Here is a 25,426-nt window from a genome sequence, read left to right as displayed (position 1 = left end):
TCCGCCACTCCTCCCGTACGACCGACTGCGGCTTCCTCGGGTCCGGGTGCCGCGTCCGTCCAGCGGGCTCCCCGGGCGTCGGATTCGGTCGCGCTGCCCCGTCCTGCACCTGCGGCGACGGATACGGCTGCCGTGCAGAGGTCTGCCGCGTCGGCTCGGTCAACTGCCGTGCCGGTGAGGCATGTTGCCGCGCCGTCCGGTGAGGGCACCGCCTCTGCGGGCTCGCCGACCACTTCTGCGGTATCCGGCGTCGGCCCGACAGGGCCGGTTGCTGCTGCGTCCGGGGGTTCTGTTCCGGCATCCACGGTGTCGCCGGGGCAGGGACCCGCGTCTTCGTCGCCGGGCTCGGCCGCTGTGCAGACGCCGAAGGTCTCGAACACGACAACTGGCGTGCCGGTGAGGCCGGTTGAGGCGTCCCGGGTCTCCGGCACGCCGTCTACGCCGGTGGTTCAGCGGACCGTTGCTCCGACGATGTCAACTGCCGTCCCGGTGAGCCCGGTTACCGCGACACCATGCGGCCCGGGCATCACGCCTTCGGGGTCCTCAGCCGCCCCGGCCCAGGTCGGTCCGACTGCGGGAGGCAACCCGCCCGTGCAGCGAGCGGCCACCTCGGTGGGGCCGACGGCCACGCCTGCGGCGCCGGTCGGTGCTTCTTCGAGTCCGGCGCCGGTGCAGCGAGTTGCCGCTCCGACGGGACCGGCGACCCCCTCTGCGGCCCCGGTCACTGCCTCTGGGAGCCCGGCACCGGTGCGGCGGGTTGCCGCCTCGGCGGGTCCGGCGGCCACCACCCCCACCCCCGTGGAAGAGGCTGCTGCTCCCGCGAGCCCGGTCACCCGTTCAGTGGGCCCGGTGTCGGTGCGGCGAGTCGCTGCACCGGCGGGGCCGGCGACCCCCTCTGCGGCCCCGGTCACTGCCTCTGGGAGCCCGGCGCCGGTGCGGCGGGTTGCCGCCTCGGCGGGTCCGGCGGCCACCACCCCCACCCCCGTGGAAGAGGCTGCTGCTCCCGCGAGCCCGGTCACCCGTTCAGTGGGCCCGGTGTCGGTGCGGCGAGTCGCTGCACCGGCGGGACCGGCTGCCACCCCCGTGGAAGAGGCTGCTGCTCCCGCGAGCCCGGTCACCCGTTCAGTGGGCCCGGTGTCGGCGCAGCGAGTTGCCGCGCCGACAGGACCGGCGGCCAGTCCTGCGGGCTCGGCCGCTGTACCCGCGAATCCGGCTTCCGCGCAGCGGGTCGGCACTCCGCCGGGGCCAGCGGCCACCCCTGGGGGACCGGCGCCCACCGGTGCGGCCCCGGTCGCTGCTTCCGCGAGCCCGGCGTCGGTGCGACAAGGGGCTACCTCGACGGGTCGGACCGCCGCCCCCGTGGGACCGGCGACTACGCCCGGGAGCCCGGTTCCCGTCGTGCAGCGATTGGCCGCTCCTGCGACCCCGGCAACCCCCGACACGACCCCGCTCACCGCTTCCGTGAACCCGCCCCCGGCGTCCGGCGCCCTCCTCCCGCAGTCGCCGTCCGCCGACAGGCGACCCGCCAACTCGGCGCCCCCGACGCGTACTTCCGCATCGCAGGCATCCGGCCCAGCGGCGCCCGGCGCCCCGCGCGCCGCCACCCCCGTCACTCGAAGCGTGTTGCCGACTTCCACCCAGGCGCCACCGCACGCCGGCACAGCCCGACCCTCGGACACCGCGTCCGCCACCACGACGCCCGCCGCCCCGCAGGCGGCCCCTCACCATGACGTGAACCCGGCCGCGTCCCCCGAGGCGCCTTCCCGCCCCACGCCGAGCCCGGTCACACGCACCGCACCCCTCGCCCAGCACAAGCCCCTGTCCGGACTGGCCGCCCCGATCCAGCGAACAGCTGCCACAGCACCCCGGCACGCAACGGGGCCCACCCCCGCGCCCGCCACCCCGACACCGAGTACGCCCCGTCGGCGTACGGCCCTGGGAGCCCCGCTCTCCGCACCGCCCGCAGACGCGTCCCCCTTGGCGAGGCGCCCCGCCGCGTCAACGCCCCCGGGTGCCACCGGAACCAGCCCCGCCGGCCCCACAGCGAGCACACGCACCCCTGTCCCACCGGCGCCGTTCCCCGCCCCCGGCGTGCCGATCCAGCGTGCCGTCGCGGCACCCCAGGCACCCGCAACACCCGTACGTGGCTACCCAGTTGCCGCATCCCAAGTCAACGCGCCCGTGCCGACCCCGGCCCCGCCGACCCACCCGGCCCCGCCGACCCACCCGGCCCCGCCGACCCACCCGGCGCCGAACGTGCCGAATGTGCCGAACGAAGCCCCCGTACCTCACGCGTTTCCCGTACCTCACCCGACCCCTGCACCCCCCGTACATTCCGCACCCCCAGCCCGCCCCGCCGCCGTACGACTCGAGCGCCCCGGCCCTCCGCAGATACAGCGCGTGCTCTCCTCCGCCCACCCCCTGACCACCTCCCTCCCCGCCCCGCCCCGAGCCGCCCGCCCCGCACAGGCGCTCCCCGTCGCCCCCAAGGCCGCCCCCCTGAGGCGTTCCGCGCCGCCCGTCGTAGGGCAGCCGGTCGTGACCCCCGTGCGTCACTCGCCCGCCTCCGCTCCGCTGCCGGCGCCGGTGTCGCACAGCACCGGCGCCGGCACCCCCGTACAGCGCGGGCACGCCCCCTCGCCGACTCCGCCGCGCCCGGCGATGACCGGCGCCGCCCCCGCACAGCCCGTCGTCCCAGCGGCACCCTCCGTCGTCCGTATCCAGCGGAGGGCCGCACCCGCACCCCAGGCCGCACAGCCCGCGACGCAAGCCAAGTCGCGGCAGACCCAGCAGGCCGAACAGACGCAGCAGACCGAGTGGATGGAGTGCGAACCCCCGCCTCCCTTCGAAGTCAGGGAGCTCAACGACCACCAGCTCGACGAACTCACCCACCGTCTGATCGACAGGGTCACCCGCAAGGTCCGTACCGAACTGCGTCTCGACCGTGAGCGCATCGGAAAACTCCGCGACCCCCGTCGCTAGACCAGCGCACGAACAAGTCCGCACCTCACCTCCACACGTCAGTTGAAAGGCCCCGATGTCCACCGATACCGACCCGGGCTCCACGATCTTCTTCACCCTCACCATCGACGGCGAAAGCCTCGGGTACTTCAACGGGTGCGAGGGCCTGTCGTCCGCGGTGGAGATCGAGCATCACCAGGAGGGCGGCAACAACGGGTTCGTGTGGGCGCTTCCGTCGCGGGTGACGTTCTCGAACATCCGGCTGACCCGGCCGCTGACGCCGGACACCTCCAAGGTGGCCGCCTGGATCTCGAGTGTGACCACGGGAGTCACCCGGCCCACCGCCCAGATCGCCGCGCTGCGCGCCGACGGTTCGGAGGTGGCGCGCTGGGGGCTCATCGACGTACTGCCCGTGAGCTGGCAGGGCCCCTCCCTGGACCCCGCGAACCCGGGCGTCGCCACGGAGGTCCTGGAGATCACCCACCACGGCTTCACGGACTGAATGAGCGGACGGGAAGAGGCAGGAACCACATGGCCAAGGGAAGCAAGGGTGGCAAGGGCGGTGCCGGGAAGAGCCTGGTGCGGGCCACGCTCGCCATTCACGAGCCGCCGATCGGCTACAGCACCACACCCGGCGGGCTCATCAAGAACTTCAGCTTCGACTTCAACCCCTCCCAGCTGTCGCTCAGCCGCCGAGCACAGTGGAAGACCACTCCCACGGCGGCTGTCCGGGACGGCTCGCTGCCGGAGTTCCAGGGGCCGTTGCCGCGCGAGATGACCGTCGAGATCTTCCTCGACTCGTCCGACGACCCGAGCAGCAACAGCGTGCTGAAGAAAGTCGAGGCGCTCTTCTCCTGCTGTGAGACGACCGCCAAGAGCATCGCGGCCAATCAGTCGTCGACGCCCTGGGTCGTTTTCGAGTGGGGGTCGTTCTCGACCGCGCGGTTCACGGCGTACGTCAGTTCCGTGGAGGCGACCTACAGCCTCTTCGGGACGACCGGTGTGCCCATCCGGGCCACCTGCCAGGTGCATCTGCACGAGATTCCCAGCAAGACCAAGGGACAGAACCCGACGTCGGGCGCGCTCACCGCGCAGCGCGTGCACCGGGTCGTCGCCGGGGACTCGTTGCAGTCGCTCGCCTGGCGGGAGTACGGGGACGCGACCGCCTGGCGGGCCATCGCCGAGCGCAACGGCATCGACGACCCGGGCAGGCTGCCGACCGGGCTCCAACTCATCCTCCCGGCGGCGGAGGAGGCGAGCGCCTGATGGTCCAGATCACCTTCTCCAGCTCCATCAGCGTCAAGGTCGGGGGCGCCAAACTGCCCGACGACATCGCCCCGTTGCTTGTCGGCGGCTGGGTCGACCTGGGGGCCGGGGTGCCCGGGGCCTTCCGGATCACCTTCCGCGACCCGAAACACCTGGTCCTCGGCGAGCTCAAAGTCGAGTTCGGAACTCCCGTGATTCTGGCGCCCGTTGCCGCCGGCAAGGGCGCCGCCGACCCGTTGATCACCGGCGAGGTCACCGGTATGGAGACCGACTACGACGGCACCGGCACCTTCACCGTCATCCGCGGCTACGACGCCGGTCACCGGCTGATGCGGCAGAGCCGGGTGGCCGCCTTCCGTAACCAGACGGCCTCGGACATCGTCCGAAAGGTCGTCGCCACGGCGGGAGTTCAGGTCGGGAAGATCCAGACCACCAAGACCGTCTACGACTTCATCAGCCAGGCCAACGTGACCGACTGGGACTTTCTCGCGCGGCTCGCCGACGAGAACGAGATGGTCATGTCCCTGGACGCCGAGGGGAAGTTCCAGTTCGTCAAGCCCGACCCCGCGTCCGGGGCGCCGCCGGTCAGTACTCCGGGTGAGAGGAGCCCCTACCTGCTGGAGGGCGGTGTCGACATCCTGCGCTGCCGGGCGGCCGTCACCTCCGCCGACCAGATCGCCAAGGTCCAGGCCCGAGGCTGGGACGTCACGACCAAGAAGGCGCTCACCGCCACCGCACCGGCCGGGAGCACCCCGCTCATCGGCATCGGCACGACCCCGAAGAAGGCCTCCGCGCCCTTCAAGGCGGGCGTGCTCGTCGAGACCGACACGCCGTACGACCGTCAGTCCGAGGTCAAGTTCGCGGCCGACGCCCTCGCCGACGACGTCGCCTCCGCCTTCGCCGAGCTGGAGATCACCGTGCGGGGGAATCCGAAACTGCGTCCCGGGATTCCGGTGACCCTGGCGAAGGTCGGCAAGCCCTTCGAGGGCAAGTACACCTGCACGTCCGTACGGCACGTCTTCGGCGACGGCGACCACTACGAGACCCTCGTGACGGTCAGCGGACGCCAGTGGCGCTCCCTGTTCGGCCTCACCTCCGGCGACGCCGCGACCACCGCGCCCAGGCTGCCCGGCGTCGCGAACGCGCTGGTCACAGACGTACAGGACCCCCTGAAGCAGGGGCGGGTGAAGCTTCAGTTCCCCTGGCTGGACGACGCGTACGTGAGTGACTGGACGCGGGTCGTACAGCTGGGCGGGAAGGGCGGGGGCGGGATCTTCCCGCTCGACGTCGGGGACGAGGTGCTCGTCTCCTTCGACCGGGGGGCACTCGACCATCCGTTCGTCGTGGGCGGGCTCTACAACGGGCGGGACAAGCCGACCGCGGTCAAGGACGTGAAGCTGCACGAGCCGCTGAAGGGGAAAGCCATCCGGCACACCCTGTCCGACCGGGACGGCAACCGGATCGATCTGCTCAGCCAGCAGACCGGTCTCCGTAAACAGGGTGTGCGCGTCGCCAGCGGCGACGACAGGCTGACCATCAACCTCGACCGAACCAAGACCGAGATCACCGTGGACAGCAAGGGCTCCGTCAGCATCAAGGGCGGCACCTCCGTGTCCGTGGACGCCGGCACCGATCTGACGCTGAGCGCGCGCCGGGCCGTCAACATCAGGAGCGGCGGCATCCTCAACCTCCAGGGGCGCGGGATCGTCAGCCTCAAGTCCCTCGGGGGCGCGGTCAACGTGGACGCGCTCGGCGCCCTCAGCCTCAAGGCGGCCGGCGCGGCGAGCATCAGCACGACCGGCACCATTCAGATCAACTCCGTTGCCAACGTGGGCATTCGCGCCATCAGCGTCATGCTGAACGGCCTGGTCACGGTCAACAACAAGCCGTATCCGATCCCGTAAGGCAGGTGGGTTACGAAGATGGCCGAGCAGTTCGTCGGTTCCGGGTGGGCGTTCCCGCTGCGCATCGGGCCCACCGGGGGCATCGCCCTCGTCAGCGGGGAACGGGAGGTCGAGGAGGCCATCCGGCTCGTCCTCGCCACCGCGCCCGGGGAGCGCCCGATGCGGCCCGAATTCGGCTGCGCCATCCACGACCTGGTGTTCGCGCCGGTCAACGAGGCCACCGCCGGGCGTATCCAGCACGAGGTGTACTCCAGCCTCGACCGCTGGGAGCCGCGCATCGAGGTCGACGACGTCGAGGTCACCGCCGGTGCCGAACAGGGCGTCCTGTTCATCGACGTCCGCTACTCGATCCGCGGCACCAACAACCCGCGCAGTCTCGTCTTCCCCTTCTACGTCATCCCCTCCCACGAGGAGCCCGGCGCGTCCGGCGACACGGGCAACTCCCCTGAAAGCGACCGCTGATCACCGATGGCCCTGCCCTCACCCAACCTTGACGACCGCCGCTTCCAGCAGTTCGTCGACGACGCCAAGCGCTACATCCAGCAGCGCGCCCCGGAGTGGACCGACCACAACGTCTCCGACCCCGGCGTCACCCTCGTGGAGACGGTCGCGCACATGGCGGACCAGATCGTCTACCGCCTCAACCGCGTCCCGGAGAAGAACCACCTCGCCTTCCTCGACCTCGTCGGCATCACCCTCTTCCCACCCTCGGCCGCCCGCACGGACGTGACGTTCTGGCTGTCGGCGCCCCAGGAGGAGACGGTGCTGCTGCCGCCGGGGACCGAGGCGGCCACGCTCCGCACCGAGAGCGAGGAAGCCGTCGTCTTCGCCACGGAACGGGAACTCGCCCTCGTGCCCTGCGAGTTGCAGCACCTCGTCGTACAGAACGACGGCGCTCCCGTCGCCGACCGGACCGCCGACCTCACCGAGGGCAAGGACGTGCTCTGCTTCGCCGAGGCCCCGAGCTCCGGTGACTGCATGCTGTTCGGGCTGAGCGCGGCCGTACCGCACTGCGCGGTCGCCCTCGACCTCGACAGCCGCGTCGACGGCGTCGGCGTCGACCCGCGCCAGCCGCCGCTCGTCTGGGAGGCGTGGACCGAGGACGGCTGGGCGGCCTGCGAGGTCCACCGGGACGGCACCGGCGGCCTCAACCGGCCCGGCGACGTCGTCCTGCACGTCCCCGGCGGCCACACCCTCTCCCGCACCGGCGGCCGGGAGGCCGGCTGGCTGCGCTGCCGGGTCACCGAACCCCTCAACAACCAGCCCTTCTACACCACTTCACCCACCATCCGGTCCGCCGAGGCCTTCACCATGGGCGGCACCACGCGTGCGGTCCACGCGGACACCGTGTACGACGAGGCCCTCGGCGAGTCCACCGGCCTGCCCGGGCAGCGGCTGCGACTGGCCAACTCGCCCGTCGTCGGCGACGACCCGCCCGTACTCCTCCAGTCCGCCGCCGGACCCGAGGGGTGGACGGACTGGCAGGTCGTCCCGCACTTCTCCGCCTCCGCCCCCGACGACCGCCACCTCACCCTCGACGCCGCGACCGGCGAGATCGCCTTCGGCCCCGCCGTCCGCGAACCCGACGGCACCCTGCGCCAGTACGGAGCCGTCCCGCCCAAGGGCGCGGTCCTGCGCGCCCGCCGCTACCGCACCGGCGGAGGCAAGGGGGGCAACGTCGCCCGGGGTGCCGTACAGGTGCTGCGCAGCTCGATCCCGTACGTCTCCGAAGTCGTCAACCGGGAGGCCGCGCGCGGCGGGGTCGACGGGGAGACCGTCGAGGAGGCCAAGGTCAGGGCGCCGATCACCCTGCGCGCCCAGGAACGTGCCGTCACCCTGCGGGACTACGAGGAACTCGCCCGCCGCGCCGCCCCCGAGACCGCCCGCATCACCTGCCTGGAGGGCGCCGAGGGCGAGCACGGGGCCTACGCCGTAAGGGTGTTGGTCGTACCGCAGGCCGTACCCGACCCCGGCGGACGGCTGCGCTTCGAGCAACTCGTCCCCGGTGACACCCTGTTGCAGCGCATCACCCGCTATCTCGACGAACGGCGCCTGATCGGGACGCGGTTGGCGGTCGGGCCGCCCTTCTACCAGGGGGTCACCGTCGTCGCGACCGTGCACGCCTTCCGGGGCGTCGACACGGACCGGGTACGCCGGAAGGCGCACGACGCCCTCTACCGCCACCTCGATCCGCTCACCGGCGGCGCCGACGGCAAGGGCTGGCCCTTCGGGCGTCCCGTGCAGTCCGGCGAGGTGTTCGCGGTCCTGCAACGCGTCCCCGGCGTCGAACTGGTCGACGAGGTGCAGCTGCATCCCGCCGACCCGCTCACCGGCAAGCGCGGCGAGGCGACGAACCGTATCGACCTCGCCCCGCCCTCCCTCGTCTTCTCCTTCGACCACCGGGTGCGGGTCATCGGGGACAACGCATGAGGAAGCTGAACCAGCAAGCACGGAGGGCCAGTTGAGAGGCTCCATCGACGGACTCGGCTCCTCCGCGCCCATCGGCGCGATGCTCCCGGCGGTCTTCGCCGACGACGACCTGGCCCAGCGGTTCGTCGGCGGGCTCGACGACGTCGTCGCGCCGATTCTCAACGCCCTCGACTGTCTCGACTCCTACTTCACCCCGTCCCTGGCCCCCCTCGACTTCACGCGCTGGCTCGGCAGCTGGGTCGGCGCCGAGATCGACGGCACCGAACCGGAGGACCGGCTGCGCGCCGCCGTCGCCGCCGCCGCGTATCTGCACCGCGTACGAGGCACCCGGCGCGGCCTGTCCGAGGCCGTACGGCTCGCCTTCGGGGTGGTCCCGGAGATCACCGAGAGCGGCGGCGCCGACTGGCACGCCCGGCCCCTCGGACCCGTCCCCGGCGACCCACGCCCCCATCTGCATGTCGCCCTGCGGCTGCCCGACCCGACACCCGCGGACGAACACCGGCTGGACAGCCTCGTCGCCGCGGCCCGCCCCGCCCACATGCCCTACACGGTCAAGGTGACCGTCGCCGAAAGGACCCCGGAAAGATGACCAGCCAGAGCTGCGCCGAATGCGGAACACGGGCGGAGCCCGGCCAGTCCTTCTGCGACGCCTGTGGGGCGGTGCTGAGCTGGTCCGACCGCGAGGAGCGGGCGGACCGCGAGGGACGGGAAGCGGGGGAGGGAAGGGCCGGCCAGGAGAGCCGGGCGCGTTCCGCCAGGGGTGCGGGGGCCGGCGATCCCGTGACCGTTCCGGCGGGGGAGCCCGCTGTGGCGGCGTGCGTGCGCGAGGAGACGAGGTCCGGCGGCGGCCCGTCGGGCAGCGCCGACACTCCCGCTCCCGGCTGGGACGCGTTCTCCCGCTCGGGTCCCGGCGGCACCGTAGTGCCCCGCACCGCCCTGGCCCGGCTGGACGAACCCGCACCCGCACCCGCCCCCTCACCCCGGCCGGCCCCCGCCGCCCCCGAACCGCCCCGGGGCGCCGACGCGGACACCCTGCCCCAGCCCGCCGTACCCCCCGGGGAGAACACCCCCGTGCCCGCGTCCACACCCGCCCCCGCTCCGGCCCCCGAGCCGGACGACACCGCGGCCCGCGCCAGGTCCCTGCTCGTGCCGGTCTCCGATCCCGAACCCCGGGCCGCCCCCGAGCCGTCCGTCGCACCGGTGCTGCCCGGCCTCCCGGCCGCCGACCGCCCGCAGGTCCGCACCCCGGGCCGGGAACCCGGCGTACAGGGCGGCCTGCCGTGCCCCTGGTGCGCGACCCCGAACATGCCCGACCGGCACTTCTGCGGACGCTGCGCCATGCCGTTGTCGGCCCAGGGCGGCGACGAGCCCGGCCGGCGGCTTCCGTGGTGGCGACGACTGCTGGACCTGCGGGGCGGCGAGACCCCGTGGGCGGGGGACCGTCCGCGACTGCGCCGGGGCTTCGGCCGGATCTGGAACTGGATCGTCGGCGCGCTCGTGCTGACCCTTCTGATCGCTGCGGTCATGAACTTCGGCGACGCGGTGAACGGTGTACGCGACCACTTCGCCAAGCGCGCCCCCGCCGACCCGGACAAGGTCACCGCGTCCCGTTCCTACCCCGGCCACAAGCCCGAACTGGCCTTCGACAAGCGGAGCAACACCTGGTGGGGCCCCGGCGTCACCCAGTCCGGCGAGGGCCAGTGGATCGAGGCCCGCTTCGCCGAGCCCACCCGTCTCCTGGACGTCCTCATCACGCCCGGCGTCTCCGCCCGCGCCGAGACGCTCTCCGAGTCGGCGCTCCCGAAGCGCGTCGAGGCCCAGATCACCACCGCCGACGGAAAGAAGACGACCCGCATCCTCAACCTCGACCAGGGCGCGGGCGCCCAGACCCGGGCCTTCCGCGTCGGCTCCGTCATCTCCGTACGCTTCGTGATCCTCTCGGCGCACGCCGCGTCCGGCGACAAGCAGGTGGCCATCGCCGAGATCGAGTTCTTCGGCCGGTCCAACGCGAACGGTTCCTGACCGGCCGAGCAGGGGGGCCGGTCGAGGCGGGCGCGGAGCCGCGCCCCGCGGGGGCGCGGGGAACTGCGCGACAAGCCCATACCGGCCCGCAGCAGAGGAACCGCACAGCCGGCGGAGCGCCCCGCGCGGGTTCTGGCCGGTCGCCCCGCTCACCGCCCGGGCGACCTCGCCGACCTCCCTGTCACTCCGTCCTTCTGCTCCTCCAACTTCTCCTACTCCTCCTCGAACAGCGCTTCCTGCGTGCCCTGTTGACGCTCCCGGACGCGGCGGTTCCGTGCCCCCACGACCACCGCCGTGACCGCGGCCGTTCCGGCGAGGGCCGCCGGGACCATCCAGCCGCGGTCCAGTACATGGCCCAGCGCGTGGTCCAGGGAGAGCCGGCCCGGGCCCGTCACGGCGAGGCCCGCGGCGGCGAGGCCCAGGGTCGCGGCGTACTCGTAGCCGCCGCCCGCGTTGAAGAACCCGTTGGGCGCGTGCACAGCGGTGGCACCCACCATCGCGCCCGCCGCCGCGGAGCCGGCCGCCGGAGTCGCCAGGCCCAGCGCCAACAGCGCGCCGCCGCCCGTCTCCGCGAGGCCCGACGCCGTGGCGCTGGCCTTCCCGGGCGCGTAGCCGACGGACTCCATGAAGGCGCCGGTGCCTTCGAGGCCGTGCCCGCCGAACCACCCGAACAGCTTCTGCGCGCCGTGCGCCGCCAGCACCCCGCCCGTCCCCAGACGGAGCAGCAGCAGGCCCAGGTCACGCCGGTCGTATCGGTCGTCACAGGTCATGCCTCCACCGTCGCACCGATCACGCCCACCGCACCCGAGGGGGCCGTCCGTGCCTGCCGTTCGGGTGGCGGGTGCCCGGGGGCGGTGCCAGTGTGACCGGCATGACGATTCAGACCGCCAAGCTCAGCGACCCGGCCGTCCGGGCCTTCGTCAACGCCGTGAACGCGCACGACCGCGAGGCCTTCGAGGCCGTACTGGCCCCCGGCGCGACCATGTCCGACGACGGCTCCGACCGTGACCTCGCCGACTGGAGCGAGCGCGAGATCTTCTCCTCCCACGGACACATGGACGTCGCGAACGAGTCGAGGGAGGGCCGCGTCCTCGTCGCCAACTACAGCAACGACACCTGGGGCGAGATGCGCACCAAGTGGAGCTTCACCGTCGACGACGGCCGCATCCTCCGCTTCGAGACGGGCCAGGCCTGACCGGTCGCGGAAGTCGCCGCCATGTCCTCCTGCCCTGCCCCCTTGCGCTGAAGTGGGCTCCAACTCCTACTGTCCTGAGCCATGGAGACCACGCACAGCACAGGAAGCACGGACAGCACAGGCACCACCCAGGCCTTCGCGAACCGCACCCTGGGCCGCAGTGGCATCGAGGTCAGCCCCCTCGGCTTCGGATGCTGGGCCATCGGCGGAGAGTGGGGCGCCCCGGACGGCCAGCCCCTCGGCTGGGGCAAGGTCGACGACGACGAGTCCGTACGGGCCGTCCGGCGCGCCCTCGACCTGGGCGTCACCTTCTTCGACACGGCCGACGTCTACGGCACCGGACACAGTGAGCGCGTCCTCGGCCGGGCCCTCGGCAAGCACCGTTCGGATGTCGTGATCGCCACCAAGTGGGGCAACCTCTTCGACGAGCGGACCCGGATCGCGGACGGCCAGGACGACAGCCCCGGGTACGTCCGCCGCGCCCTCACCGCCTCCCTCGAACGCCTCGGCGCCGACCACGTCGACCTGTACCAACTGCACCTGTCCGAAGGCGACTTGGACGCTGCTGCCCAACTCCGGGACGTGTGCGAGGAGTTGGTGACCGAGGGGCTCATCCGGGCCTACGCCTGGAGCACCGACGACCCGGCCCGCGCCGCCCTCTTCGCCGAGGGGCCGCACTGCGCGGCCGTACAGCACTGCCTCAACGTCGTGCAGGACGCGCCCGAAATGCTCGCCCTCTGCGAGGAGTCGGGGATCGCCAGCATCAACCGGAGCCCGCTCGCCATGGGGCTGCTGACGGGGAAGCGTGCCGCCGGGCAGGCGCTCGAAGCGGGGGACATCCGTAGCGCGCCGCCCGCCTGGCTGCCGGGCTTCACCGCCGGTGCGGGCGCCGACCCGGACTGGCTGGCGCATGTCGACGCGCTCCGCTCCGTCCTCACCAGCGGCGGCCGTACGCTCGCCCAGGGCGCCCTCGGCTGGCTGTGGGCGCGCAGCCCCCGTACCGTCCCCATCCCTGGTTTCCGGTCCGTCGCGCAGGCCGAGGAGAACGCCGGCGCGATGGCGAAAGGGCCGCTCACCGCAGCGCAGTTGGCCGAGATCGACCAGCTGCTCGGGCGGTGAGCGGCCCAACCCAAGGGGCGCGGGGAACTGCGCGACTAGCCCCCACCGGCCCGCAGCCGAGGAACTTCCTGTCCCGCGGTGCGCTCAGCTGACGTACTGATCCTGCTCAGTGACCGTCAGCAGACCAGCTTTGATGGTCGCCACACGGGGTGCGCGGCGGGCGATCGACGAGTCGTGGGTGACCAGGACGAAGGTCAGCCCGTGCTCACGCCACAGCCCTTCGAGCAGCGTCATGATGTCGTCGCGCGTGCCCTCGTCTAGGTTGCCGGTGGGCTCGTCCGCGAGCAGCACCTTCGGCTTCTTCACGAGGGCGCGGGCGATGGCCACCCGCTGCTGCTGACCGCCGGACAGCTCGGTCGGCGAGTGGGCCAGACGGTCACCGAGACCGACCGAGCGCAGCGCCTCGGCCGCCCGCTCGCGCCGCTCGGCGGGCTTCACACCGAGCGGCACGAGGGCCGTCTCGACGTTCTCCTGCGCGGTCAGCGTCGGGATGAGGTTGAACGCCTGGAAGATGATGCCGATCTTCTCGGCGCGCAGCCGCGTCAGTTTGGCCTCGCTGATGGATCCGAGATCGACACCGTCCAGCTCGACGCTGCCCTCGGTCGGCCGGTCCAGGCCGCCGATCATCTGCAGGAGGGTGGACTTGCCGCCGCCGGTGGGACCCTGGATGACGAGCTGGTCGCCGTCCTCGATGACGAGGTCGATGCCGCGCAGCGCCTCCACCGTCTCCTTGCCCCGCGTGTATCTCTTGGTGACACCGGTGAGCTTGTACATGAACGACTCCGTGACGTACGGGAATTGGGCCAGGGGAGGGGATGTCCGGGGAACCGGGGACCGGCGGAACCGGAGGGAGGGGGAACCAGCAGGTCTACGACACGCTGCGCAGAGCGTCCGCCGGGCGCATCCGCGAGGCGCGCCAGCCGCCCATCGCCCCGGCGATCAGACCGCCGGTGATGGCGAGGCCCGCCGCGAGCGCGATGGTGGTGAGGGAGACGGGCGCCGACAGGGCGATCTCCATCGTGTTCGCAGCCGACTGCTGACCCGGGCCGCCGCCACCGGGGCCGCCGCCCATGCCGCCACCACCACCGGTGTTGCCGAGCTGCGCGGTCAGCTTGGGGCTGTACGTGGTCACCGCGTACGCCGCCGCCAGGCCGATGCCGATACCGAGCGCGCCGCCGAGCAGACCGTTCACCATGGACTCGCCGACGACCTGCCGGGTCACCCTGCGCGAGGGCCAGCCCAGCGCCTTCAGGGTGCCGAACTCACGCACCCGCCGGGACACGGCCGAGGAGGTGAGCAGCGCGGCCACCAGGAACGCCGCCGCGAGCACGGCGATGGACAGCCACTTGCCGACGCTGGTCGCGAGGTTGGAGGCGGTGGACAGGGAGCCGGAGACGGTCTCCGCGAGGTCGGCGGAGGTCGTGACGGTCGTACCCGAGATGTTCTTCTGGATCGTCGACTTGACGGTGTCGATCTGCTTCGAGTCGGTCGCCTGGACGTAGATCGTGGAGACCAGGTTCGCGGAGTCGCCGAGGGTCTGCGCCTGCTTCAGCGGCAGGTAGACGTCGGTCGTGGAGTCGCTGCTCTCGGGCGTCGCGATGCCGATGACCTTGTACTTCGTACCGGAGATCGTGAGGGTCTTGCCGACCGTGTACTTGTTCTCCTTGGCGTACGACTTGCTGAGTACCGCGACCTTCGCGTCGGTCTGCGCCGTCGTGAACGTCTTGCCGCTGGTGATCGTCGAGGTGGCGAGCGGGCCGAGCTCCTGGTTCGTCACGTCGACGCCTGTGACGGAGTAGGAGTTGACGTCGAACGAGGCGCCGCCGCCCTGGATCTGGGGCGGGGCGGTGCTGCCGGAGTTGCCGCTCTGGCCGCCGCCGGGCCCGCCCTGCTGACCGGAGGAAGAGGAGGACGACGACGAGGATGTGTCGGTCTTCGCCTTGCCCTGGGTGAAGGAGCCGTCGACCTTGGTGACGTTGAGGCTCAGCGCGCCGACTGCCGTGGCCACGCCCTTCTGGGCGGCGACCTTGGTGACCAGCGCCGACTTCAGCGTCTGCCCGCCCTGGGTCGTCACGCGGTCACTGCTCTGCGTCTCGGTCGAGTCGTTCGAGCTGGCGTCGAAGTCGAAGCTCGGCCGGCCCGACTGGTTGCCGGTGGGCGCCGATCTGGCCTTGGTGACGGTCATGTCGGTGCCGAGGCCGTACAGCGACTGCAGGACCTTGTCCTGTGCCTGCTGCATGCCGGCCGACACCGAGTTGACGGTGATGACCAGCGCGATACCGAGCGCCAGACCCATGGCGATGACCAGAGCCGCCTTCTTGCGCCGGCTCAGCTCGCGCTTGAGATAGATGCCAAACATCCAGTTCCCCAAAGGTTCTTGGCGCCCGCCTGCGGACGACGCCCACTGTGGGCGCTGCCACAAGCTAGGGAGGAACCTTTGTGGGGAACTGGGTAAACGATGTGCGGGGCCTGAGAAAGCGGGGCCGAAACAATCACGAACAATTAAGCCGTGCCACGACGACGGCGATCAAGGCGCGCCGCGTGGCCCGTGGCGCTCGTGTGCCGGAGCACACGACAGCCGCTCCACGACCCGGTGCGTACCTCGCGGTCCCACGCGAAGTCCACCCCCACCCGGTTGCGCCATGGAGCGGCTGTCGCCTTCCCCCCTCGGTTTGGTCCGTTTCGCACTACCGGAACCCCAGAGCCTCAAGTGTGAATCTCTGGTGGAGAAGGCGTGTTGAGCATATGCCTGCGACCGGCCCGAACGCTACGGAGCAATCAATTCCGTTTGTGCAGGTTGAGACTTCGAATGCCTGCGCGAGACACCCTCAGCCGCGCCCCACGTAGGGCATCGCGGTCGCCAGAACCGTCGCGAACTGCACATTCGCCTCAAGTGGCAGCTCCGCCATGTGCCGCACGGTGCGTGCCACGTCCGCCACGTCCATGACCGGCTCCGGAGCCGTCTCTCCGTTCGCCTGTAGAGCGCCCGTTTGCATTCGCGCGGTCATGTCCGTCGCCGCGTTCCCGATGTCGATCTGGGACACCGCGATGCGGTACGGCCGTCCGTCCAGCGCCAACGCTTTGGTCAGGCCCGTCAGCGCGTGCTTGGTCGCCGTGTACGGCGCCGAGTGCGGCCGGGGCGTGTGCGCGGAGATCGACCCGTTGTTGATGATCCGGCCGCCGTGGGGATCCTGCTCCTTCATCTGCCGGTACGCCGCCTGCGCGCACAGGAACGCCCCGTTGAGGTTGGTGTCCACGACGTGCCGCCACGCCTCGTACGCCAGATCCTCGACCGCCACTCCGCCGGGACCGAACGTCCCCGCGTTGTTGAACAGCAGGTCGAGCCGCCCGAACCGCTCCCGCACGGCCGCGAACAGGGCGGCCACGTCGTCGGGCCGGGCCACATCGGCGCGTACGACGAGCGAGGCACCGCCGGGCGCGAGGGTGGCCGTCTCCTCCAGCCGCTCGGTACGGCGGCCCGTGAGCGCCACCGACCAGCCCGCGCCGAGCAGTTCGAGGGCGACCGCCCGCCCGATACCGGAACCGGCACCGGTGACGACCGCGACCTTCCCCCGCTCGGCGGTCGTCGACTGCTCGGCGTCCGTCGACCGTCCCTCGGCCATCAGCGGGCCTCGCCGGGGTAGCGGACGCCGATCTGCTCGCGGATGGTGTCCATCGTGCGCATCACGGCGAGGGTGCCGTCGAGCGGGACGAGCGGCGACTCGGTCTCACCGGCCCGCAGGGCGCGCATCACCTCGGTCGCCTCGTGCCGGAAGCTGTTGCGGGCGCCGTGGTCGGGGGCGGCGACGAACTCCTCGGGATCACGGCCGTCGCGGTGCAGCACGAACCGGTCCGCGAAGAAGAACCCGCCGGGTACGTCGATCCGGCCCTTCGAACCGGTCACCGACGCGCTGGTGGAGGTACCGCCGACGATGGAGCAGTGCACCGAAGCGAGAGCGCCGCTCTCCCAGGAGAGCAGCGCTCCCGTCTGGAGATCGACGTTCTCGTCGGAGAGCACCGCTCTCGCCGAGATGCCGTCGGGCTCCCCGAGCAGCAGCTGCGCGAACGACACCGGGTACACGCCCAGGTCCAACAGCGCCCCACCGCCCTGCGCCGGGTCACGCAGCCGGTGCGAGGGCGGGAAGGGCCCCTCCAGGCCGAAGTCGGCCTGCACGGTCCGTACGTCACCGATCGCCCCGTCGTCGACCAGTGCCTTCAGTCGCCGGATGACCGGGTTGCAGTAGGTCCACATTCCCTCCATCAGGAAGGCGCCGCGCTCCTTCGCCAGCGCGACCAGTTCCTCCGCCTCCCGCGCGTTGAGCGTGAACGCCTTCTCGCACAGCACGTTCCGCCCGGCCTCCAGGCACAGGCCGGCGGCGGCCCGGTGCGCCGAGTGCGGAGTGGCGACGTACACCACGTCGACGTCGGCGTCCTCGGCCAGCGACGCCCAGTCGCCGTAGGCCCGGGGGATCCCGAACCGTTCGGCGAACGCCTTCGCCGAGGCCTCGCTCCGCGAGGCGACGGCGACGAGTTCCGCGTCCGGCAGATCCACCAGGTCCGCGGCCATCGCCGCCGCGATCCCTCCCGTAGCCAGAATTCCCCACCGCACGCGCTCAGCCGACATGCCAGCCCCTAGTTCCTGTGACCTCTGTTACCTCGAACACTCTGTACGAACGGAATGTACGAACCGCCTGTACGAGCTGAGAGCATAGGTGGCGGATTACTCGAAAAGGGAGGGCGTATGCCCGAGCGTGGCCGAACCACGCGGGACGCGAAGAGTCCCCAGGGAGACATGAAGAGTCCCCAGGGACAGCCGGAGACACCGAAAGTCCGCCCTCGCCCCGTCCGCTCCCTCCGCCGTACCGGCCTCCTCGTCACCTTCATCCTCGGCGGGCTGACGGCGACGCCCCCGCTGGCGATGGACATGTACCTCCCGTCCCTCCCCGAGGTCACGACCTCCCTGCACGCCCCCGCCGCGAGCGTCCAGCTGACCCTCACCGCCTGCCTGGCCGGCATGGCCCTCGGCCAGCTCCTCATAGGCCCGATGAGCGACCGATGGGGCCGCCGACGCCCCCTGCTGGCGGGCCTCGCGGTGTACGTCGTCGCCACTGTCCTGTGCGGCCTCGCGCCCAGCCTGGAGTTCCTGGTCGTCTTCCGGCTGGTCCAGGGACTGGCGGGCTCGGCCGGCATAGTCATCGCCCGGGCCGTCGTCAGGGACCTGTACGACGGCGTGGCCATGGCCCGCTTCTTCTCCACCCTCATGCTGATCTCGGGGGTCGCCCCGATCATCGCGCCGCTCATCGGCGGCCAGATCCTGCGCGTGACGGACTGGCGGGGCGTCTTCGTCGTCCTCACGGTGGTCGGGACCGCCCTGGCGGTACTGGTCTGGTTCCGCCTCCCCGAAACCCTCGACCCGGCCGACCGGCACGCCGGCGGCGTCGGCGAGGCGCTGCGCTCCATGCGCACCCTGCTCGCCGACCGGGTCTTCACCGGCTACGTCCTGGCGGGCGGCTTCGCCTTCGCGGCCCTGTTCGCGTACATCGCCGCGTCCCCCTTCGTGATCCAGGAGATCTACGGTGCCTCCCCGCAGACCTTCAGCCTGCTGTTCGGCGTCAACTCGGTCGGGCTGGTGATCGTCGGGCAGATCAACGGCAAGGTGCTGGTCGGCCGGGTGTCGATGGACAAGGTGCTGGCGGTGGGCCTCGCCGTCATCACCGTCTCGGCGGCGGCACTGCTGCTGATGGCGACGGGCGTGTTCGGTGAGGCGGGCCTGTTCCCGGTGGCCGCCGCGCTCTTCGTCCTGATGTCGGCGATGGGCCTCGCGATGCCCAACACCCAGACCCTCGCCCTGATGCGTACCCGCCACTCAGCGGGCGCCGCGTCCGCCCTCCTGGGCACGACCTCGTTCCTGATCGGCGCGGTCGCCTCCCCGCTGGTGGGCATCGCCGGCGAGAACACGGCCGTCCCGATGGCGGTCGTCCAGTTGGTGGCAGCCCTGGTGGCGGTCGGCTGCTTCGTGGGCATGTGCCGACCCTGGCAGGGGCGTACGCCCCTGGAGCGAGCGGAGAGCTGAGTCTTCGTACGGAACGGTGGCGACTCACGGTGTCCGCGCGGGCCGCCGGGCCAGGAACACGAACTCCCGGCCGGGGCGGTCGGGCGCGTCACGCACCTCCCGCACCTCGTAGCCCAAGGTGAGCAACTCCGCCTCGACCTCCTCCCGTTCACGGAAGCGCAGCGTGGAGTCGGAGGTCAGCACCGCACCGTCGGCGGCGAACACGAAGGTCCAACGGAACGTCACCAGGGGCCCGTTGACCGACGTCACCTCGACCCAGCTCTCGACAGCGCCGACCTCGGGAATCTCCGTCACCCGATACGAGGAGCCCCGGTTCCACTGCTCCCAGGCCCGCTTCGACGGGTCCCGGCTCTCGAAGACTAGGTGGCCACCGGGACGCAGCGCGGCGTGGACGCCCCGCAGGGTCCGCTGCCAGGAGAGTGGATCGGTGATCTCCTGGGCGGCGTTCGCCGTCATCGTCACGAGGTCGACCTGGAGGTCCGGGAGGCCCGTCGCGTCGCCGTGGACCCACCGAACGCGCTCGGCACCGGCCTTGGCACGGGCGACATCGAGGGACGCCAGAGCCGGGTCGACACCGACCACCTCGATCCCCCGGCGCGCGAGCAGCAGCGCGAACACCCCGGTACCACAGCCGAGATCGAGCACCCGGCGAGCACCGAACTCGACCGCGACAGCGACGTAAGCGTCCAGGTCGCCGCGATCGGGGTCCAGCGGGTCGTAGATCGCGGCGAGACGGGGGTGCCGGAAGCATTCGTCGGGCATGGGGGCGACGGTATCGGGGGCGGGGGTGCGCGGGCCTCTGTATTACGGGGTCTGAGGGACCTCACCCCTGGGAGCCCAGATAGTAGGGCCGGTTGTGGGCCGCCACCGGGGGTGACTGGTAGGTCCAGGCGCCGGCGGCGGGGGTGTCGCCGAGGAGTTGGTGGATGTCGCGGCCGAGGTCCGTGTCGGGGGCGTGGACGGTCAGGCGTACGCGGTCGGTGTGGTGCGGGGCGCTCAGGTCGTACCAGCGGTAGGGCTGGTAGACGTTCATGGGGCCCGCCAGGGCCCGACCGGCGGTGTCGGTGCCGTAGCCGGTGATGGGGGTGTTGTTGGCGGGAGCGGCCGTCAGGCCGTCCAACTCGGCGGTCAGGGAGACCAGTTGTGTGTCCCTGCGTACCAGGGCGTCGTCGTCCGCCACTCCGGCGTCCTTGCAGTGCACGGTCCAGGTCTCGCCCGCCGGACCGTTCAGGGACGGCAGGTCGACCTCGAACCAGCCCGGGAACTTCGGCTCGGCGTACAGCTCGCGTCCGGCCGTGATGGCGTACGGGTTGTCGCACACGACGTGGATGCGGGCGATTCCGAGGAGTTTCGTCTGGTCCCAGCCCTGCGCGTACTGCGCGTACGTCAGCTCGGGGATCCGGTCCGCCTGGGCCGTCGGGAAGGCGATGACGTTGTACTCGATCTCCTGGGTGACGCCCCCGCCGAACGCGTACTGCGCGAAGTAGAGCTGGTAGTTGAGCGAGACCAGGGCCCGGCCGTCGAAGGTGGCGGCGGTCAGGGCGGGGTGGTGCTTGGCGAGCAGGTCCCGGACCGGTTCCGCCTCGGTGAGCCAGTCGATACCGATGTTGTGCAACGCGCCGTAGTGGAAGGGGAGTTGGAAGGGCTCGGCGACGGGAGGCAGGGACAGCGGGCTCATGTGGGCACTCCTGGGGTACTGGTACGCAGACTTAGGCGGGAACGTCTGGGGTGAGGGCGACGGGGCGGTCCCGTTCGGCGAGGTCGGCCTCGATGCGCTGGGCGCTGCGCAGGGCGAGGGCGGCCATCGTCAGGGTCGGGTTGGAGGTGGCGACGGAGGGCATGCTGCCGCAGCCCACGGCGTACAGGCCGGGATGGTCCCAGCACCGCTGCCACGAGTCGACCACCGACACGCCGGGGGAGTCGCCCATGATGTGGGTGCCGGCGGCGTGGCCGGCACCTCGGTAGCCGTAGAGATGGCCCTTGTGCTCGAAACGGCCGGGCCACGCCGCCGCGGGCGCGTAGTCGGTGTGGTCCTCGGCACCGAGCAGGGCGAAGATCTGGTCGGACGCGCGCTTGGCGGCGGCCATGCCCTCCTTGACGTGGTCCGACAGGTCGTAGGTGACCTTGGGGTGGGGCAGACCGAGCTGGTCGTGTGCGTGCGGGTGGAGTGTGACGCGGTTGGCGGGGTCGGCGCTCTGCTCCATCTCGAACTGCAGGGTGAACTGGCGGCGCACCCGGTCGCCGACGGCGCGTCGCAACTCAGCTCCGAACAGGCCCTTTTCGTAGAGGAGTTGGGCGACGTCCCCGTCGACCGCGCCCTTGGCCCACACCCACCCCCAGTTGCCGACCTCGATACGGAACGGCGCACGCGCGCGCCGCTGCGGCCCGGCACGGAAACCCTCGAGGCCCGAGGTGGACCCCGGCCCGCGGTAGGGGCCGACCGCTTCCGGCATGAGGCCCCAGGTGAGCAGCACCGGGTGGTCCATCAGGTTGCGGCCGACCTGACCGCTGCGGTTGGCGAGCCGGGACAGGAGAAGCAGCCGGGCGTTCTCGATGGCGTGCGCGGCGAGCACGACGACATCGGCGTGCACCCGTGCGGCCTGCCCCTCGTACGAGAGGTACTCCACGCCCGTGGCGCGCCCGTTCCCGTCGACGAGCACCCGGCTGACCACGGCCCGGTCCACGAGCCTGACCGAACTCCCCCATTGTCCCTGCGTCTTGAGCGGGGTGTACTTCGCGTACGAGGGGCAGTGCGGGATGCACGTCGCGTTGCCCACGCACCGGTTGGCAGGGTCGGGCCGCCCGTGGGCGCCGCGCGGAACGTAGCCGCGCCCGCCGTCGTAGTCCGGGTCCGGCACGCTGTTTCGGGCCTGCGGGGTGCCGACCACCCTCAGTTCGACCTCGTCCAGGGTCACCGGGTCCTTGACGCGCTGACCGTCGAGGCTCGCCGCGAGGAGACTGTCCAGGTGGCTCGGGGGCAGGGCCCGCATGGGGAAGACGTAGCCCTCGGGGAAAGCGAGCCCGACATGCTCGCGCTGCTCGTCGGCATCAGCGGATACCCCCAACTCCCCTTCGGCTGCCCGGTAATGGGGCTCCAGGTCGTTGTAGGTGAGCGGCCAGCGGCGCCCGTATCCGAAGGCTTCGGTGTCGAAGTCCTCCGGCAGCATGCGCGGGGCGAGGCCGGTCCAGACGTTGCCGGTGCCGCCGTTGGCCCGGAGGTAGCCGCTGGCGTACGGGAGCGGGCCGTCCTGCAGCAGATGGCCGGCCGCACGGAATCCCGGGACACCCTCGGTGCCCGTCAGGTCGGTGACGTCGGGCCAGCCGACAGTGGGGTGGGGCCGGTGGGTGGAGCCCGGCACCTTCGCGGTTGCCGTGGCGTAACGGTCGAGGGCCTCACGGTGACCCTGAGCGGAGTCGGTGACGCGCTCCCCGGCCTCCAGGACCAGGACCCGGCGACCCTGACGGCCCAGTTCCTTCGCCACGATCGAGCCCGCGATCCCGGCACCCACGACGATCACGTCGTAGCGACTCGCCATGGGGATCACCGAGTGGCTCGCCGCGTGGCTCACAGAGAGCCCGCCCGGGAAGGGGAGGATGACGGGGAATCGGCCCAACTCCCGTATCCGCCCGGCGCGGTGGCGGGAGCGGCGAGTCCCGCCGCCTTCCAGACCAGCCCCTCGGCGTAGGCGCGCGCCGACACCACGAAGGGTGACGGTTCCGGCCAACTACCCGTGTACCAGAGGAGAGTGAGGGCGCGGGCGGCACCGAGCAGGTCGTCGTCCAGCTCACCGAGCGGCCCTCCGCTAGCCTCCAGCAGCCGCCGTAATCGGTCCCGGCCCAGTTGCTCGGCGGCCACGGCCAGGTATGTCCCGGCGAGTCCCGTGCCCCGCAGTGCCGCCGCGTCGAACCCGGTCAACTCCTGCGACAGCACCGTGAAGTCGGCCGTCTCGTCTGTTGTCTGCACGAGGGCATCGGTGCCCCTGTGGCTCACCGGCCATGCTGTGCCGCCTGTGTATGGCCAGAAACGCACGCCAGTGCGAGCACTGACGCCTGACGCACGGCTCGGACGGCAGGGTGGGGCGTGGGTTCGGACACTTCATGTCGCTTGAGGTCAAGTGGCAGGGGTGCGGGCGTGGTGTGACCGGGCGGTTGCTTCGCTGTAGTTGATGCGGGTTTTTGAGGCAGTCGTGGAGGATGCCGGCGAGGCGGTTGCCGACCTGGCGCGAGGCGGGGTTGCAGCCCGCTGCGCGGGCGCGTTGTGCTACACGCCTCGCAAGGCGGGCGCGCCACCCCATCGGCGGTCTGGCCTCCCGGCCTCCAGCGGGGGCACGGTCTGAACCCAGAACTCCAACGGTTCCGGCGGCAGCGTGGTCGCGTCGCCGTGGATCCAACGGCCGCGTTCTGCACCGGGTTCGGCACGGGCGACGTCCAGGTGAGCGAGGCCGGGTCGACGCCGATCACGTCGATCCCCCGGAGTGCGAGCAGCAGTGCGAACACGCCGGTGCCACAGCCGAGGTCGAGGACGTGGTGCGCCTTGAACTCCGTCGCCATGCCGACGTAGGCGTTCAGGTCGCCGCGATCGGGGTCGAGCGGGTCGTGGATCGCGGCGAGGCGGGGATGCCGGAAGCACTCGTCGGGCATGGGGCGAAGGTATCGGGGTCAGGGGGTGCGCGCCTCCCTGTCGGTTACGGGCAGGTGATGCGGGATCGAGGGGCCGAGGCGTGCGTCGAGCGCGGTCCGCGCAGGGGCGAATGTCAGGAAACCTGAGAAAGAAGTACGCCTGCTGAGCGGGTCCCGTCAAGGCCGCCGCGGCATATCCGCCTCCGTGAAGGGCCGGTCGAGTGGACCCCGAGGAGCGCGTCCGACGCGTCTCGGCAACACCCTTGTCATCCGGCTTCGCGATGTGCATCATCGTCGTCATCATCAGGGTTCCTGATATCGGGCTGGCCGCCCGGCCCTACCGGGGCGCGAAGGAACCCGCCACCGCTTTCTGCTGCCGGCTCCGGCTTCCCCAGCGGCTTCAGCCCCCCGTTCCGGCAGTGCCCGACAGCTCACCCACCCTCAGTTGTGCTCCCTCGACGTGCCCGGAGGCATGTATGAGCGCATCCATGAACACACCCGCGAACGGCAGTTTGTCCCGAAGATCCGTTCTCCGGGGGACGGCCGGAGCCGCCGGTCTGTTCACTGCGGGCGGTCTGCTGACCGCCTGCGGTGGCATCAAGGAGTCCTCGGCACAGACCGACGCGGTGCTCCGGATCGGCTATGTCTCGCCCAGCACGGGCCCGGCCGCGGGCTTCGGCGAGCCGAACGCGTTCCTGATGAAGAAACTGCGCGCCACCTTCAAGGACGGGCTGAAGATCGGCGGCAAGAAGTACTCCGTCGAGATCATCGACCGCGACAGTCAGTCGAATCCGCAGACCGCCGCGCAGGTCGCGGCCGACCTGATCAACAGCGAGAAGATCGATCTGATGCTCGTCACCTCCACCCCGGAGACGGTCAACCCCGTCGCCGACGCGTGCGAGGCGGCCAAGATCCCGTGCCTGTCGACCGCCGTGCCGTGGGAGGCCTGGTACTTCGGCCGCGGCGCCACCCCCGAGAAGCCGTTCACGTACACCTACCACTTCTTCATAGGCGTCGCGGAACTCCATGCCGCGTACACCTCCCTGTGGACAAAGGGCGGGGTGGAGACCAACCGGCGGGTCGGCGTCATGTGGCCCAACGACCCCGACGGCAAGGCGATCCGGCAGGGGCTCGGGCCGCAGCTGACGAAGAGCGGGTTCACCATCGTCGACCCGGGGGCGTACGAGGACGGGACTAACGACTACTCGGCGCAGATCGCGGCGTTCAAGAAGGCGGACGCGGAGATCTTCAACACCTTCCCGCTACCGCCCGACTTCGCCACGTTCTGGAAGCAGGCCCGGCAGCAGGGCTATCGGCCGCGCATCGCGTCCATCGCCAAGACCGGACTCCTCCCCTCCCAGATCGAGGCGCTCGGCCCGCTCGGATACGGCCTCAGCGCCGGCTTCTGGTGGTCGCCCGAGTTCCCGTTCACGTCCACCCTCACCGACCAGACCGCCCGGCAACTGGCCGACGACTACGAGAAGTCGACGGGCAAGCAGTGGAACCAGGTCATCGGGTCAAACATGGCCCTCTTCGAGGTCGCGGTCCACGCCCTGAAGGCGACCTCCGACCCCAAGGACCGGGGGGAACTGGCGGCCGCCCTCGGCAAGGCCAAACTCACCACCGTCGCCGGCCCGCTGGACTTCACGTCCGGGCCGGTGAAGAACGTGTCCACGGAGCCGCTGGTCATGGGGCAGTGGCGCAAGGCCACAGGGGGCAGCACGTTCGCTGTCGAGCCGGTCATCGTCGACAACGGCGCCTTCGGTGACATTCCGCGCGGAGGCGAACTTGAGCCCCTCCGCTGAGCCGGTGACCGACACCGTGGGGAAAGGGGAG

At 71.4% G+C, this 25,426-nt stretch carries 21 protein-coding genes and 2 pseudogenes; 12 read left to right on the top strand and 11 right to left on the bottom strand.

Annotated features, from left to right (window positions below):
* Positions 1-431: pseudogene (locus tag STRTUCAR8_RS53735) on the bottom strand (hypothetical protein); the annotation flags it as partial.
* A 1,969-nt stretch (positions 432-2,400) separates the two neighbouring features.
* On the opposite strand from STRTUCAR8_RS53735, the gene STRTUCAR8_RS48350 reads away from it, so the two are divergent.
* Genes STRTUCAR8_RS48350 through STRTUCAR8_RS20895 form a run of 8 tightly spaced genes read left to right on the top strand, consistent with a single transcriptional unit; the run spans position 2,401 to position 10,583 of the window.
* Complete coding sequence (locus STRTUCAR8_RS48350) at positions 2,401-2,982, top strand: hypothetical protein (RefSeq protein ID WP_048818795.1); 582 nt, start codon at positions 2,401-2,403, stop codon at positions 2,980-2,982.
* 55 nt (positions 2,983-3,037) lie between these two features.
* The gene (locus tag STRTUCAR8_RS20925) at positions 3,038-3,463 is read left to right on the top strand and encodes a phage tail protein (RefSeq protein ID WP_006377862.1); all 426 of its coding nucleotides are present in this window, start codon (positions 3,038-3,040) and stop codon (positions 3,461-3,463) included.
* A 29-nt stretch (positions 3,464-3,492) separates the two neighbouring features.
* On the top strand, positions 3,493-4,227 hold the full coding sequence (locus STRTUCAR8_RS20920; protein ID WP_006377858.1) for a CIS tube protein: 735 nt from the start codon (positions 3,493-3,495) through the stop codon (positions 4,225-4,227).
* Complete coding sequence (locus STRTUCAR8_RS20915) at positions 4,227-6,131, top strand: VgrG-related protein (RefSeq protein WP_006377873.1); 1,905 nt, start codon at positions 4,227-4,229, stop codon at positions 6,129-6,131. Before STRTUCAR8_RS20920 ends, STRTUCAR8_RS20915 begins: the two co-directional genes overlap by 1 nt.
* Positions 6,132-6,149: 18 nt before the next feature.
* Positions 6,150-6,593: a GPW/gp25 family protein gene (locus STRTUCAR8_RS20910; protein WP_006377867.1), complete on the top strand. Its 444-nt coding sequence runs from the start codon at positions 6,150-6,152 to the stop codon at positions 6,591-6,593.
* A 6-nt stretch (positions 6,594-6,599) separates the two neighbouring features.
* Positions 6,600-8,561, top strand: a complete 1,962-nt coding sequence (locus STRTUCAR8_RS20905) for a putative baseplate assembly protein (protein WP_006377874.1) — start codon at positions 6,600-6,602, stop codon at positions 8,559-8,561.
* Between the two features lie 31 nt (positions 8,562-8,592).
* Positions 8,593-9,150, top strand: coding sequence for a phage tail protein (locus STRTUCAR8_RS20900; protein ID WP_006377855.1), 558 nt, complete (start codon positions 8,593-8,595; stop codon positions 9,148-9,150).
* Positions 9,147-10,583, top strand: a complete 1,437-nt coding sequence (locus STRTUCAR8_RS20895) for an NADase-type glycan-binding domain-containing protein (protein ID WP_044472574.1) — start codon at positions 9,147-9,149, stop codon at positions 10,581-10,583. Before STRTUCAR8_RS20900 ends, STRTUCAR8_RS20895 begins: the two co-directional genes overlap by 4 nt.
* A gap of 212 nt (positions 10,584-10,795) precedes the next feature.
* On the opposite strand, the gene STRTUCAR8_RS20890 is transcribed toward STRTUCAR8_RS20895, so the two are convergent.
* The gene (locus STRTUCAR8_RS20890; RefSeq protein WP_006377863.1) at positions 10,796-11,353 is read right to left on the bottom strand and encodes a DoxX family membrane protein; all 558 of its coding nucleotides are present in this window, start codon (positions 11,351-11,353) and stop codon (positions 10,796-10,798) included.
* 101 nt (positions 11,354-11,454) lie between these two features.
* Between STRTUCAR8_RS20890 and STRTUCAR8_RS20885 the strand changes: the two genes are divergently transcribed.
* Together STRTUCAR8_RS20885 and STRTUCAR8_RS20880 are read left to right on the top strand one after the other, a co-directional pair.
* Entirely contained in the window at positions 11,455-11,778 is a 324-nt protein-coding gene (locus STRTUCAR8_RS20885) for a hypothetical protein (RefSeq protein WP_044472576.1), read from the top strand.
* Positions 11,779-11,859: 81 nt separating this feature from the next.
* Positions 11,860-12,897 carry an aldo/keto reductase gene (locus tag STRTUCAR8_RS20880; RefSeq protein WP_006377877.1) on the top strand — a complete coding sequence of 346 codons (1,038 nt, stop codon included), beginning with the start codon at positions 11,860-11,862 and terminating at the stop codon, positions 12,895-12,897.
* A gap of 84 nt (positions 12,898-12,981) precedes the next feature.
* Here the strand turns inward: STRTUCAR8_RS20880 and STRTUCAR8_RS20875 are convergent, their stop codons facing one another.
* From STRTUCAR8_RS20875 to STRTUCAR8_RS20860, 4 genes are all read right to left on the bottom strand, one after another.
* Positions 12,982-13,671, bottom strand: coding sequence for an ABC transporter ATP-binding protein (locus tag STRTUCAR8_RS20875; protein ID WP_006377869.1), 690 nt, complete (start codon positions 13,669-13,671; stop codon positions 12,982-12,984).
* Positions 13,672-13,765: 94 nt separating this feature from the next.
* Complete coding sequence (locus tag STRTUCAR8_RS20870) at positions 13,766-15,256, bottom strand: ABC transporter permease (protein ID WP_006377860.1); 1,491 nt, start codon at positions 15,254-15,256, stop codon at positions 13,766-13,768.
* A 469-nt stretch (positions 15,257-15,725) separates the two neighbouring features.
* Positions 15,726-16,520: an SDR family oxidoreductase gene (locus tag STRTUCAR8_RS20865; RefSeq protein WP_006377856.1), complete on the bottom strand. Its 795-nt coding sequence runs from the start codon at positions 16,518-16,520 to the stop codon at positions 15,726-15,728.
* Positions 16,520-17,521 (bottom strand): Gfo/Idh/MocA family protein, encoded by a 1,002-nt coding sequence (locus STRTUCAR8_RS20860; RefSeq protein WP_006377861.1) that lies wholly within the window; start codon positions 17,519-17,521, stop codon positions 16,520-16,522. The genes STRTUCAR8_RS20865 and STRTUCAR8_RS20860 overlap by 1 nt, the downstream gene beginning before the upstream one ends.
* 168 nt (positions 17,522-17,689) lie before the next feature.
* Here STRTUCAR8_RS20860 and STRTUCAR8_RS20855 point away from each other — a divergent pair, with 168 nt between their 5' ends.
* On the top strand, positions 17,690-18,970 hold the full coding sequence (locus STRTUCAR8_RS20855) for a multidrug effflux MFS transporter (protein ID WP_044472573.1): 1,281 nt from the start codon (positions 17,690-17,692) through the stop codon (positions 18,968-18,970).
* A gap of 24 nt (positions 18,971-18,994) precedes the next feature.
* Here the strand turns inward: STRTUCAR8_RS20855 and STRTUCAR8_RS20850 are convergent, their stop codons facing one another.
* From STRTUCAR8_RS20850 to STRTUCAR8_RS54315, 5 genes and pseudogenes are all read right to left on the bottom strand, one after another.
* Positions 18,995-19,732 carry a class I SAM-dependent methyltransferase gene (locus STRTUCAR8_RS20850; RefSeq protein ID WP_006377864.1) on the bottom strand — a complete coding sequence of 246 codons (738 nt, stop codon included), beginning with the start codon at positions 19,730-19,732 and terminating at the stop codon, positions 18,995-18,997.
* Positions 19,733-19,793: 61 nt separating this feature from the next.
* A complete protein-coding gene (locus STRTUCAR8_RS20845) occupies positions 19,794-20,648 on the bottom strand; it encodes a hypothetical protein (RefSeq protein ID WP_006377871.1) in 855 nt (284 codons plus the stop codon).
* A gap of 31 nt (positions 20,649-20,679) precedes the next feature.
* The gene (locus tag STRTUCAR8_RS20840; protein ID WP_044472572.1) at positions 20,680-22,506 is read right to left on the bottom strand and encodes a GMC family oxidoreductase; all 1,827 of its coding nucleotides are present in this window, start codon (positions 22,504-22,506) and stop codon (positions 20,680-20,682) included.
* A 29-nt stretch (positions 22,507-22,535) separates the two neighbouring features.
* Positions 22,536-22,934 carry a hypothetical protein gene (locus STRTUCAR8_RS20835; RefSeq protein WP_006377868.1) on the bottom strand — a complete coding sequence of 133 codons (399 nt, stop codon included), beginning with the start codon at positions 22,932-22,934 and terminating at the stop codon, positions 22,536-22,538.
* Between the two features lie 393 nt (positions 22,935-23,327).
* Positions 23,328-23,611 (bottom strand): annotated as a pseudogene (locus STRTUCAR8_RS54315) (class I SAM-dependent methyltransferase); the annotation flags it as partial.
* 455 nt (positions 23,612-24,066) lie between these two features.
* On the opposite strand from STRTUCAR8_RS54315, the gene STRTUCAR8_RS20830 reads away from it, so the two are divergent.
* Complete coding sequence (locus tag STRTUCAR8_RS20830) at positions 24,067-25,395, top strand: ABC transporter substrate-binding protein (protein WP_199791695.1); 1,329 nt, start codon at positions 24,067-24,069, stop codon at positions 25,393-25,395.
* Positions 25,396-25,426 lie beyond the last annotated feature (31 nt).

The sequence above is a fragment of the Streptomyces turgidiscabies Car8 genome, assembly GCF_000331005.1.
Taxonomy (GTDB): Bacteria; Actinomycetota; Actinomycetes; order Streptomycetales; family Streptomycetaceae; genus Streptomyces; species Streptomyces turgidiscabies.
Note: the sequence above shows the minus strand (reverse complement) of the source record. Positions and strands in the feature narration are given on the sequence as shown.

What these genes read in the sequence shown, in the direction of transcription:
- STRTUCAR8_RS20925 (WP_006377862.1), top strand. Translation starts at nt 3,038, where the DNA reads ATGTCCACCGATACCGACCCGGGCTCCACGATCTTCTTCACCCTCACC.
- STRTUCAR8_RS20920 (WP_006377858.1), top strand. Translation starts at nt 3,493, where the DNA reads ATGGCCAAGGGAAGCAAGGGTGGCAAGGGCGGTGCCGGGAAGAGCCTG.
- STRTUCAR8_RS20915 (WP_006377873.1), top strand. Translation starts at nt 4,227, where the DNA reads ATGGTCCAGATCACCTTCTCCAGCTCCATCAGCGTCAAGGTCGGGGGC.
- STRTUCAR8_RS20910 (WP_006377867.1), top strand. Translation starts at nt 6,150, where the DNA reads ATGGCCGAGCAGTTCGTCGGTTCCGGGTGGGCGTTCCCGCTGCGCATC.
- STRTUCAR8_RS20905 (WP_006377874.1), top strand. Translation starts at nt 6,600, where the DNA reads ATGGCCCTGCCCTCACCCAACCTTGACGACCGCCGCTTCCAGCAGTTC.
- STRTUCAR8_RS20895 (WP_044472574.1), top strand. Translation starts at nt 9,147, where the DNA reads ATGACCAGCCAGAGCTGCGCCGAATGCGGAACACGGGCGGAGCCCGGC.
- STRTUCAR8_RS20890 (WP_006377863.1), bottom strand. Translation starts at nt 11,353, where the DNA reads ATGACCTGTGACGACCGATACGACCGGCGTGACCTGGGCCTGCTGCTG.
- STRTUCAR8_RS20885 (WP_044472576.1), top strand. Translation starts at nt 11,455, where the DNA reads ATGACGATTCAGACCGCCAAGCTCAGCGACCCGGCCGTCCGGGCCTTC.
- STRTUCAR8_RS20880 (WP_006377877.1), top strand. Translation starts at nt 11,860, where the DNA reads ATGGAGACCACGCACAGCACAGGAAGCACGGACAGCACAGGCACCACC.
- STRTUCAR8_RS20875 (WP_006377869.1), bottom strand. Translation starts at nt 13,671, where the DNA reads ATGTACAAGCTCACCGGTGTCACCAAGAGATACACGCGGGGCAAGGAG.
- STRTUCAR8_RS20870 (WP_006377860.1), bottom strand. Translation starts at nt 15,256, where the DNA reads ATGTTTGGCATCTATCTCAAGCGCGAGCTGAGCCGGCGCAAGAAGGCG.
- STRTUCAR8_RS20865 (WP_006377856.1), bottom strand. Translation starts at nt 16,520, where the DNA reads ATGGCCGAGGGACGGTCGACGGACGCCGAGCAGTCGACGACCGCCGAG.
- STRTUCAR8_RS20860 (WP_006377861.1), bottom strand. Translation starts at nt 17,521, where the DNA reads ATGTCGGCTGAGCGCGTGCGGTGGGGAATTCTGGCTACGGGAGGGATC.
- STRTUCAR8_RS20855 (WP_044472573.1), top strand. Translation starts at nt 17,690, where the DNA reads ATGAAGAGTCCCCAGGGACAGCCGGAGACACCGAAAGTCCGCCCTCGC.
- STRTUCAR8_RS20850 (WP_006377864.1), bottom strand. Translation starts at nt 19,732, where the DNA reads ATGCCCGACGAATGCTTCCGGCACCCCCGTCTCGCCGCGATCTACGAC.
- STRTUCAR8_RS20845 (WP_006377871.1), bottom strand. Translation starts at nt 20,648, where the DNA reads ATGAGCCCGCTGTCCCTGCCTCCCGTCGCCGAGCCCTTCCAACTCCCC.
- STRTUCAR8_RS20840 (WP_044472572.1), bottom strand. Translation starts at nt 22,506, where the DNA reads ATGGCGAGTCGCTACGACGTGATCGTCGTGGGTGCCGGGATCGCGGGC.
- STRTUCAR8_RS20830 (WP_199791695.1), top strand. Translation starts at nt 24,067, where the DNA reads ATGAGCGCATCCATGAACACACCCGCGAACGGCAGTTTGTCCCGAAGA.